Origin of the sequence: Flavobacterium sharifuzzamanii (genome assembly GCF_003254585.1) — a bacterium.
Taxonomy (GTDB): domain Bacteria; phylum Bacteroidota; class Bacteroidia; order Flavobacteriales; family Flavobacteriaceae; genus Flavobacterium; species Flavobacterium sharifuzzamanii.
Genome location: NZ_QJGZ01000033.1, coordinates 212,258 through 221,988, shown reverse-complemented (window position 1 = coordinate 221,988; position 9,731 = coordinate 212,258). Strand labels below are relative to the sequence as shown.

7 protein-coding genes are annotated in these 9,731 nt (G+C 32.7%); 6 read left to right on the top strand and 1 reads right to left on the bottom strand.

The window, feature by feature from the left end; translation table 11 throughout:
- Positions 1-112 precede the first annotated feature (112 nt).
- Positions 113-793, bottom strand: a complete 681-nt coding sequence (locus DMA14_RS04080; protein WP_111423336.1) for a DUF4294 domain-containing protein — start codon at positions 791-793, stop codon at positions 113-115.
- An 81-nt stretch (positions 794-874) separates the two neighbouring features.
- On the opposite strand from DMA14_RS04080, the gene DMA14_RS04075 reads away from it, so the two are divergent.
- From DMA14_RS04075 to DMA14_RS04050, 6 genes are all read left to right on the top strand, one after another.
- Positions 875-1,963, top strand: coding sequence for a M42 family metallopeptidase (locus DMA14_RS04075; protein ID WP_111423335.1), 1,089 nt, complete (start codon positions 875-877; stop codon positions 1,961-1,963).
- A 63-nt stretch (positions 1,964-2,026) separates the two neighbouring features.
- Positions 2,027-2,707 (top strand): response regulator transcription factor, encoded by a 681-nt coding sequence (locus DMA14_RS04070; RefSeq protein ID WP_111423334.1) that lies wholly within the window; start codon positions 2,027-2,029, stop codon positions 2,705-2,707.
- A complete protein-coding gene (locus tag DMA14_RS04065) occupies positions 2,704-4,065 on the top strand; it encodes a sensor histidine kinase (RefSeq protein WP_111423333.1) in 1,362 nt (453 codons plus the stop codon). Before DMA14_RS04070 ends, DMA14_RS04065 begins: the two co-directional genes overlap by 4 nt.
- An 84-nt stretch (positions 4,066-4,149) precedes the next feature.
- Positions 4,150-5,397, top strand: a complete 1,248-nt coding sequence (locus tag DMA14_RS04060; protein WP_111423332.1) for a TolC family protein — start codon at positions 4,150-4,152, stop codon at positions 5,395-5,397.
- A gap of 12 nt (positions 5,398-5,409) precedes the next feature.
- Positions 5,410-6,495, top strand: coding sequence for an efflux RND transporter periplasmic adaptor subunit (locus DMA14_RS04055; protein ID WP_111423331.1), 1,086 nt, complete (start codon positions 5,410-5,412; stop codon positions 6,493-6,495).
- A gap of 3 nt (positions 6,496-6,498) precedes the next feature.
- Entirely contained in the window at positions 6,499-9,597 is a 3,099-nt protein-coding gene (locus DMA14_RS04050) for an efflux RND transporter permease subunit (RefSeq protein WP_111423330.1), read from the top strand.
- Positions 9,598-9,731 lie beyond the last annotated feature (134 nt).

Sequence of the window (9,731 nt, the reverse complement as noted above, 5' to 3'; positions counted from 1 at the left end):
CGCTCAGACTGGCAACCGAGGTTTTCTCCTTGATATATGCATGCAAAAAATAAACCCGACAGGTTTTCAAAACCTGTCGGGTTGCTATACTATAATATATATGTATATAAAATTACTTCTTATTTAAATCTTTCGCCTTTTGCTGCCACTTCTCTGATAGATCTTCATAATCTACAGGACTAGCTGGTTTCTGATTTACCAATCGGCCTGATTCAAATGCCCTAACTAAGATTGTTTCTATCAAATAGTCTTCGTTTACATCGTATGGCTTGTATTCTTCTTTTAAACTTATATCAAATAAATTGGCGGTTGTATTAGAAACAAAGGCTTTGAATCCACTTTTTAGAGTTTTAATCAACTCGTAAGTTGTAATTCCAGTTTGTCTATGAATTAACTTCACTAAAATCTGCCCTTGTTTTCTTGACAGTTTTTTTAGTCTTTCCTCAAATTCATTATTTAAATAGTCTTCTACTATTTTAAAATACTTCTTTTTTTCGCGACTAGTTTTCAAACGAGCCATTCCATTATTTAAAGCGGTTAATCTTTCTGAAGCTAATTTTGCATAAGGGTATACTTTATAAACTCTGTTTTGAAGAATTTGAAACTGTTTCATTTCTTCTGGACTCATCTTTTGTCCTTTTGTAATAATTATTTCGGGAAGCTGAATGGTATCACCCAAAATAGAATCTTTCTCAGTCAATATATACCCCATTTGTTCGTTCTCTTTTGGAGTAACTTGGGCTTTAGAAGAAAAACAGATTAATAATAAAAATAAAAAGGTGGTTAGTCTCATTGAATCATAATTTAAATGTAAAATTATATATTTATACACAACTCTGATACCAAATTTATATTTTAGCGAAAAAATATTTTTATGAGTACAAAATCTATCTTAAATGATACTTCTATAGCTTTTCTTGAAGGCTACCTAAATAACGCTTCTCCAACTGGTTACGAAAGTGAAGGACAAAAACTTTGGATGAATTATTTAAAACCTTACGTAGATACCTTTATTACAGATACTTATGGAACAGCAGTTGGAGTGATTAATCCTGACGCACCATATAAGGTTGTAATTGAGGGACATGCAGATGAAATTTCATGGTATGTAAACTATATTACGGAAGATGGTCTAATATATGTAATACGAAATGGAGGTTCTGATCATCAGATTGCTCCTTCAAAAAGAGTTAACATTCATACAAAGAATGGAATTGTAAAAGGTGTTTTCGGATGGCCTGCTATTCATACTCGTTTGCGTGACAAGGAAGAAATTCCTAAATTAAGTAATATTTTTATTGATTTAGGATGTGAAAACAAAGAGCAAGTCGAAGCGCTAGGCGTTCATGTGGGGTGTGTGATTACATATCCAGACGAATTTATGATTTTGAACGAGAATAAATTTGTTTGCCGCGCTATTGACAACAGAATGGGCGGTTTTATGATTGCTGAAGTTGCCCGTTTATTGCATGAAAATAAAAAGAAACTTCCTTTTGGCCTATATATTGTAAACTCTGTTCAGGAAGAAATTGGTCTTCGTGGAGCTGAAATGATTGCACATCGCATAAAACCAAATGTGGCTATTGTTACTGATGTTTGTCACGATACGACTACTCCAATGATTGATAAAAAGGTTGAAGGTGATCTTAAAATGGGTAAAGGCCCTGTTATTGGCTACTCTCCTGCTATTCAGAATAAATTACGCGATTTAATTGTAGATACTGCTGAGGAAAATAAAATTCCGTTTCAGAGACATGCTACTTCTCGTGCAACGGGTACAGATACTGATGCTTTTGCGTATAGCAATGGCGGTGTGCCATCTGCTTTAATTTCTCTTCCGTTAAGATATATGCATACTACTGTAGAAATGGTTCATAGAGACGATGTTGAAAATGTGATTCAGCTTATTTATGAATCTTTACTGAAAATTGAGAACAACGAGACTTTTTCTTATTTTAAATAATATACCTTTAATGTAAATCCGATTTGAGTTATTAAATCGGATTTACAAACTATAAAACCAAACATGAAAATATTACTGCTCGAAGACGATTTTACTTTATCAAAAGAAGTCTCCTCATTCTTTACTTCAAAAGAATTCGAGTGTGTTCCTTATTATGATGGTTCATTACTTTTAAAAAAATACTTTCCGTACGAGTATGATTTAATTATCCTCGACATCAATGTTCCAGGAATAAATGGAATTGATGTTTGTAAAGGCATTCGGGAAACTGATAAAAAAACTCCTATCATAATGCTTACAGCCTTTAGTGAAATTGAAGACAAATTATCGTCTTTTGATAATGGTGCCGATGACTATCTTGTTAAACCATTTCATTTTGATGAATTGTATGCACGAGTGCAATCACTTTTAAGGAGAAAAGAAGTTCCGCAACAGACAGAAAGTAAAATCGCTATTAAAGATTTAGAAATCTTTGAAGAAGATATGAAAGTTTTTAGGGCTGGAGGAGAAATTAAACTTACTCCAAAAGAATTTAAATTGATTTTGATTTTAGCACATGCTAAAGGAAAAGTGCTTTCTAAACAGTTTATAGCAGAAAAACTTTGGGATTATCATATAGAAACCAATCAGAATACTATTGAGGTTTATATTAATTTTTTAAGGAAAAAAATTGATAAAGATCACGACATCAAACTTCTTAGAACTAAAGTAGGTTACGGATATTATTTAAGCGATCAGGAATGACATTAAAAAATCGGATATCACTTTTAGTAAGTTTACTATTTACCATCCTTTTTGGATTGGCATCTACGGTGATATTCATTTTGTATTCTAATTACCGAAAAGAAGAGTTTCGGGATCGACTAGAAATCAAAGCTTTATCTAACATTAAGCTATTAGTTAATGTAAAACAAGTTGATAATCAGCTTTTAAAAATAATAGACCAAAATTCTATCAACAAATTGTATGATGAAAAGACTTTAGTTTTTGATTCTAATTACAAACTAATTTATAGCAGTATTGATGATGCAAAAATCAATTGGTCTGTTGATGATTTAAAATACCTTAAAAAGAATAAAACTTTTTTTAAACAGCAGGGAGATTATGAAGTTTATGGCGTATTCTACGACACAAACGACAAGGATTTTTATGCTTTAATTTCTGCCACCGATAATTATGGCAAGAAAAAGTTACTTTTCTTGAGGTATACTTTAATTATATCATACATCTTTTTTACTTGTGTTTGCTGGCTCTTAACTTCTTTTATGGTTAGAAAAGCTATGAATCCACTACATGCTTTTCATCAGAAAATAAAAAACATAAACGAAAATAATCTCGACACTAGAATTGAATCAAAGAGCACTAAAAATGAAATTGATTTAATTGCTGATGAATTTAATTTCATGATGGATCGCATTGAACTTTCGTATCAAAAGCAAAAGGAATTTACTGCTCACGCATCTCATGAATTAAGAACACCGCTTTCCAGAATAACTTCTCAGATAGAAAATGCTATGGCTGAACCAGAGCTTCAACAGAAAGATAAGTCATTCCTAAATTCAATTTTAAATGATGTCAACCATTTAAGCGAACTAATTAATTCTCTTCTTATACTTTCAAAAATTGATAACAGGAAAGCAGATCATCATGAAGAACAAAGAATCGATGAAATTTTATTTTCCTCGATAGAAAAAATAAATAGGGCTTTTCCTGATTTTGTTATTCTTTTTGAAATCGAAGAAAGTGATAATCTTGATACTGCTTTAGAAATAAAAGTAAATAAAAATCTTTTAGAAATAGCCTTAACTAATATTTTAAAAAATGCCTGCGTCTATTCAGATAACAAGCAGGCAAAAGTAAAAATAAGCACCGATCATTATCATCTTATTGTTTCTGTTTCAAATACTGGAGAGACTTTAAATGACGAAGAACAAAAGAACCTTTTTCAGCCTTTTATGCGTGGCCGTAACTCAAAAGGGACTTCTGGTTTTGGACTGGGTTTAAGAATCGTACAACGCATTCTAACTCTTCACAAAGCAAACATAACTTATTCAACTCCAAATATTAACACGAATTTATTTCAGTTATTTTTTAATTTGTAAGCAATTTTAAGCTATTTTTAAGGTAGATTTTAAGCTCTCTTAAAGCCTGTTGATAGCATATTTGTACAACTTAAAGATGATACAATGAAAAAGTTATTCGCATTGCTGTTATTTGCACTTTTAAATCAAGCTGCAATAGCACAAAAATCACTTACTCTCCAAGACTGTGAAAGTCAATTTTTGAAAAAAAATCTATTTTTATTGGCATCTCAATATAATATTGATGCCGCAAAAGCGCTCACTATTCAGGCTCGTATTTGGGACAATCCAATGATAACTGCAGAATTGAATGCTTATAATCCTGAAAGGGATAAGTTTTTTGATATTGGCAAAGAAGGTCAAAAAGCATTTAGCATTGAACAGCTCATTTATCTAGGCGGAAAGAAACGTAATGAAGTTAAGTTGGCGCAAACCAATACCCAGCTGGCAGAATTACAATTTAATGATGTATTACGTACGTTAAAGTTCCAATTACGTAAAAGCTTCTATACAGTATACTACAACACAAAAAATCTTGAAAACACTGATAAACAATTAGCCCACATCGAAAATTTAATTAATTCTTATTCTGTTCAGGCTCAGAAAGGAAATATTCCTTTAAAAGATGTTGTTCGATTACAGTCGTTATATCTGAATTTTAAAAATGAACGTCTAGAAGTTGTAAACAATAATATAGAAGAACAGGCTAATTTAAAACTTCTTTTAAATGAAACTGAAAATGTTATTCCTGTTGTAAGCAAAGATGATTCGAATAAATACTTAAAAATAATCGATTTTGACCTTAAAGGTTTTGAAGAACAAGCTATTGCAAATCGTCCAGATTACTTGGCCAAGCAAAAAGAAATTGATGCGAATGAATTGAATGTAAAATGGCAAAAATCACTTTCGGTTCCAGATCTTACTCTAGGCGCCAATTATGATCAGCGAAGCGGTGCTTTTAATAAAGAAGCCAATTTGAGTATTGGTATTCCGCTTCCTTTATGGAATAAAAACAAAGGGAATATTAAGTATGCCCAAACCATTTTAGAACAATCTAAAATTGAAAAGCAAAATTTTGAACTGCAGCTGCAAACAGAAATCACTTCGGCATGGACCAAATGGGACGAATCTAGACAAAACTATAGCGTAATCAAACCAACGGTAAATTCTGATTTTGAAGCAGTTTATAACGGAATGCTTACCAATTTTCAAAAACGAAATGTAAGTCTTTTGGAATTTACAGATTTTATGGAAAGCTACAATCAGGCGATAATTCAATTAAATGAATTAAAGAAAAAAGTAGTAATCGCAGGCGAAGAATTAAATAGTACCATCAACAAAGATTTATTTTAAAAAACTACAGAAATGAAACATATATTATTCATCGGAATCGCACTAGCAGGTTTATCTCTTACGAGCTGCAAAAAAGAAGTTGAAAATCCTGAGACAAATACCTCTTTTGTTTTGAGTGATAATATGCTTAAAAGCACTACAACAGCCGAAGCGAAAACTGAACCTTTAAAAAACGAACTTAGTTTTTACGGAAAGATCACTGCTGACAATAACAAAATGATTGATGTTTATCCGTTAGTCGGGGGAAATGTAATGAAAGTAAATGTTGAACTTGGTGATTATGTTAAGAAAGGACAAGTTCTAGCTACCATAAAAAGTACCGATGTTGCCGATTTTGAAAAACAATCCATTGACGCTAAAAGCGATTTGCTTGTAGCTAAAAATAACTTAAAAGTAGCGCAAGAATTATTTGATGGAAAACTGAATTCTGAAAGTGATGTGCTTCAGGCAAAATCTGAAGTAAATAAAGCGCAGTCACAATTAAGTAAAATTCAGGAAACATATAAAATTTACAACATCAAAGCGGGTTCAATCTATGAAGTAACGGCCCCGATAAGTGGTTTTATTATTCAGAAAAGCATCAATCAGGATATGCTTTTACGAAATGACCGTTCTGAAAACATATTTGACATTGCCGAAATCAGCGAAGTTTGGGCAATGGCTAATATTAATGAAATTGATATCAATAAAGTAAAATTGGGAACGAGTGCTACAGTAACCACTTTAAGTTATCCAGACAAAGCGTTTTACGGGAAAGTAGATAAAATCTACAATGTAATTGATCCAGAAACAAAAGCAATGCAAGCAAGAATTAAGCTAAACAATCCTGATTACATGCTTAAGCCTGATATGAATGCCAATATAAAACTTTCTTTTAACGAAAACCAGTCTATGATAGCCGTGCCTAGTAAAGCTATTGTATTTGATAAAAGTAAAAACTTTGTTGTGGTATTTAAAGACCGTAATAACATTGAAACCAGACAGGTTGAAGTTTATAGAGTGGTTGGAGATACTACCTATCTTTCAAGTGGTTTAAAAGAAAATGAAAAAGTAATCACAAACAATCAGCTATTTATTTATGGTGCTTTAAATAATTAAAATATGAACAAATTCATAAAAAATATTATTGCTTTTTCTCTAAAGAATAAAGCATTTACCTTCTTTTGGGTTGGATTATTGGCTGTTGCTGGATTTATTTCTTTCAAAAATATGCCTATTGATGCTTTTCCAGACGTTACCAATACACAAATCATTATCATTACACAATGGAATGGAAAAAGTGCTGAAGAAGTAGAGCGTTTTGTAACTTCTCCAATCGAAATTTCGATGAACTCCGTTCAGAAAAAAACGAGTGTACGAAGCATTACTATGTTTGGTCTGTCTGTAATTAAAATCATTTTTGATGATGGTGTAGACGATACTTTTGCACGTTTTCAGGTAAATAATTTACTGAAAAACGTTTCTCTTCCCGATGATGTTGAACCAGACGTACAGCCGCCATACGGTCCAACGGGCGAAATTTTCAGATATATTGTAAAAAGTGACAGCAGAGACAGTAGAGAATTGTTGACTTACCAAAATTGGGTTATCGATAAACAATTGCGTTCTCTTCCTGGTGTTGCCGATTTAAATGTATTTGGAGGACAAACTAAAACTTATGAAGTTGGGGTTGATCCAATCAAATTGGCAAAATACAACATTACACCTTTACAAGTTTATAATGCTGTAAATGCTGGCAACTTAAACGTTGGTGGTGACGTTATTGAGAAAAACGGACAAGCTTTTGTTGTTCGCGGTGTAGGTTTATTAAAGTCGAAAGAAGATATTGGAAACATTATTGTTGATGATGCTGGAGGAAACCCAATTTTGGTTAAAAATTTAGCTGATGTTTACGAAAGCTCAATGCCAAGAGTTGGACAAACGGGTATTGGAAATAATGACGATGCCGTTGAAGGAATTGTGGTAATGCGAAAAGGTGAAAATCCGCAGGAAACTCTTGCCTTAATCAAAGACAAAATCAAAGATCTTAATGATAATGTTTTGCCAAAAGATATTAAAATTGAAACATTTTACGATCGTGATAACTTGATGAATTTTACGACAGAAACTGTAATGCACAACTTATTTGAAGGTATTATTCTGGTTACTGTTGTTGTATTTCTTTTTATGGCCGACTGGAGAACTACTTTTACTGTTTCTATAGTTATTCCGCTTTCTTTATTATTTGCGTTCCTATGTCTTAAAATGATGGGAATGAGCGCCAATTTATTAAGCTTAGGTGCGGTCGATTTCGGAATTATTATAGATGGAGCCGTCGTGATGGTCGAAGGTTTATTTGTGGTTTTAGATCATCGAGCGCATCAGCTTGGAATGGAGAAGTTTAATAAAATTGCGAAAGGAAGTTTGATTAAGAAAACGGGAACAGAAATGGGTAAAGCTATTTTCTTCTCCAAACTTATCATCATTACAGCTTTACTTCCTATTTTCTCTTTCCAAAAGGTAGAAGGAAAAATGTTCTCTCCCCTAGCCTTTACATTAGGTTTTGCCTTATTAGGAGCGCTTATTTTTACCTTGACATTGGTTCCAGTTCTTTCTCATATCCTATTAAATAAAAATGTAAAAGAAAAGCATAATCCGTTTGTGAATTTTTGGGATAGAATTGTGGGCAAAGGTTTTAAATGGACATTCAAACATAAAGTACAAACTTTAATTGCGTCTTTAGGATTATTAGCAGCTGTTTTCTTTTCAGCTGGATTCTTAGGAACAGAATTTTTACCGCAATTAAACGAAGGTGCACTATGGGTTACAGCAGAATTACCAATGAGTACTTCACTTCCCGAAAGTGTAAAAACCGCAGCTATGATTAGAAAAGATTTGGAAAGTTTTCCTGAAGTCAAAAAAGTTTTATCTCAAACCGGACGAAGCAATGATGGAACCGATCCAAATGGCTTTGGATTTATCCAACTTCAGGTAGACTTGCTTCCAAAAAAAGAATGGAAACGTAAAATTTCTATGGATGATCTGATTAATGAAATGGATAATAAACTAAAAGTACATCAGGGAATTACATACAATTATTCTCAACCTGTAATAGATAACGTCGCAGAATCGGTAGCTGGATTTAAAGCTTCAAATGCCGTAAAAATTTATGGCGATGATTTGAATAAATTAGATCAGCTTGCCAATGAAGTTTTAGCCCAAATTAAAAATATTCCAGGAATAAAAGATGCCGGTATTTTGAGAAATGTCGGACAACCAGAAATAAGTGTAATTCTAGATCGTGAAAAAATGGCTGCTTACGGAGTAACTTTAAGCGATGCTCAAGCAGTTTTAGAATTAGCATTTGGAGGAAAAACAGCAACTGAAAAGTATGAAGATGAAAAGAAATTTGATGTTCGTGTTCGTTTTTCTAAAGAATACCGAAAAGACGAAAAAGATTTGGAAGAAATTAAAGTTCCAACAATTAGCGGAATCAAAATTCCTTTAAAAGAAATCTGCGATATTAAAACCATTACAGGGCCAGCGTTTATTTATAGAGATAATACCAAACGTTTTATTGGAGTAAAATTCTCTGTTCGCGATCGAGATTTAGGAAGTACAATTGCCGAAGCACAGCAAAAAGTAAATCAGCTTAAACTTCCTGCTGGTTACACAACTGGATGGACTGGTGAATTTGAAAATCAAGTTCGTGCAAGTGCGCGTCTGGCGCAAGTTGTGCCAATCAGTTTAATTGGAATTTTTGTGCTGTTGTTCATTTTATTTGGAAACTTTAAAGATTCTCTTCTTGTTTTAGCAAATGTACCTTTTGCAATTATTGGTGGTATTATAGCACTTCATATTACAGGAATGAATTTCGGAATTTCTGCTGGAGTTGGATTTATTGCTCTTCTCGGAATTTGTATTCAAAATGGAGTTATTCTAATATCCGAATTTCATCATAATCTGAAAGCGAAATATTCTCTCGAAGAATCCATTTTTAGAGGAGTAAAAGCCCGAACCAGAGCAGTTGTTATGACGGCATTAATGGCTTCAATCGGATTAATGCCTGCAGCAATTTCTACAGGAATTGGATCAGAATCACAGAAACCGCTTGCCATTGTAATTATTGGTGGACTTATGACAGCAACTGTTTTGACATTATTAGTATTTCCAATTCTATTTTGGATATTCAACAGAAAAAAACATGTGCCAATAGAATAAACATTTAAAATATTTAGTTTTAAATCAATTTGTTGGGATTTAAAAAAGAAGAAGCATCATTCTCGTAATGATGCTTTTTTTGCTTTAAAGTGGTTCCGCTCTAAACAAAAAAAATGACCTTTTGCTCAGAAAGG

Excerpts from the sequence above, each read along its gene's own strand:
- DMA14_RS04050 (WP_111423330.1), top strand. The coding sequence starts at position 6,499 with ATGAACAAATTCATAAAAAATATTATTGCTTTTTCTCTAAAGAATAAA.
- DMA14_RS04075 (WP_111423335.1), top strand. The coding sequence starts at position 875 with ATGAGTACAAAATCTATCTTAAATGATACTTCTATAGCTTTTCTTGAA.
- DMA14_RS04080 (WP_111423336.1), bottom strand. The coding sequence starts at position 793 with ATGAGACTAACCACCTTTTTATTTTTATTATTAATCTGTTTTTCTTCT.
- DMA14_RS04065 (WP_111423333.1), top strand. The coding sequence starts at position 2,704 with ATGACATTAAAAAATCGGATATCACTTTTAGTAAGTTTACTATTTACC.
- DMA14_RS04055 (WP_111423331.1), top strand. The coding sequence starts at position 5,410 with ATGAAACATATATTATTCATCGGAATCGCACTAGCAGGTTTATCTCTT.
- DMA14_RS04070 (WP_111423334.1), top strand. The coding sequence starts at position 2,027 with ATGAAAATATTACTGCTCGAAGACGATTTTACTTTATCAAAAGAAGTC.
- DMA14_RS04060 (WP_111423332.1), top strand. The coding sequence starts at position 4,150 with ATGAAAAAGTTATTCGCATTGCTGTTATTTGCACTTTTAAATCAAGCT.